Annotated in this window: 1 protein-coding gene; it reads right to left on the bottom strand. The window is 46.4% G+C overall.

The features are described 5' to 3' along the window. A partial coding sequence (locus FC47_RS10690) for a mucin-binding protein (protein WP_420896573.1) occupies window positions 1–1,082 on the bottom strand: 1,082 nt, incomplete at both ends.

The following is a 1,082-nucleotide window of genomic DNA, read 5'->3' as shown; positions in this document are numbered from 1 at the left end:
TTTCATTAGTGTGACCATCAACTGTGTCAGGGTCCTGCAAGTCTTTACCAGTCTCGCCATCAATGTACTTGATTACAGCACGTTGGGCATCGGCACTGTACTTAACGACATAGATAACATCACTGTCGCCGGCATGGTAGGTAGCAGCTGGAATCTCACTGGTATCAGCAGTATAGCCCTTAAGAGTTGGACTGGTTACGGCACTGGTTTGTTGACCGGCAACCGTTGACCAGTCTGGCCAGGTTACTTTCCCAGTAACGAGATCCTCGTCACCTGTACGCTTGAACGTCAAGGTTTGAACATTGTCTGCTAAGCCCGTTGCCGTACCATCAGCGTATTGGTACTTGATTGTCTGCGTAACCGTCGTTTGACCATTTTGTGAATCTTGGTCTGGCGTTACTGCTGCATGGCCGTGCTTCAGGTAGTACTTGAAGTATTGGTGAACTTCAGAATTCTTGTCATAGGCCGTACCAGCGACAAAGACATTGTTGTTAGCATTGTCCTTGTCAAAGACGTAGCCCTTAGCTTCCAGTTCCTTAACAACTTCATTTGGATCCTTGGCAAAGCTGATCGTTTCATCAGTCTTGCCAGTTGCAATTTCACGCGTGTTGGCAATTTCCTTACCCGTCGTCTCATCATAGAAGATAGCTTGGGCTTCTTGAGCATTTCCAACATAAACCACCGTCTTGACAACGTCTTTTGAATCTGGCGTAACGGTGATTTCATCGATTTGCTTACGGTTTGGCGTGTAGCCTTCAATTGCTGGACTCTTTACAACGCCAAACTTCTTGCTGGATACCGTCCATGGATCGTAGGAAACAATCTTACGCGTAACTTTGTCAGTCGTGTAGCCGCGTTTAAAGTCAACTGCTGACGTGTAATCTGGCTTAGCGGTTTGATTGTTTTCGTAAACATAGTGAATTGTTTCCGTAACAATCTTTTGTTCAGCATTCTTGTCGGTTGCATCGGTATGCGTCATGCCATGCTTGAAGTGAACTTCATAAGTTGGCGTGCCGACACCAAACTTAGTACCTGGCTTGAAGCCATCCGATACCAGAACGTAGCCATCGCCTTCAAACTTC

Source organism: Limosilactobacillus mucosae DSM 13345 (assembly GCF_001436025.1).
GTDB lineage: Bacteria > Bacillota > Bacilli > Lactobacillales > Lactobacillaceae > Limosilactobacillus > Limosilactobacillus mucosae.
The sequence above is the reverse complement of the archived record's forward strand: the minus strand, read 5'-3'. Positions and strand labels throughout refer to the sequence as shown.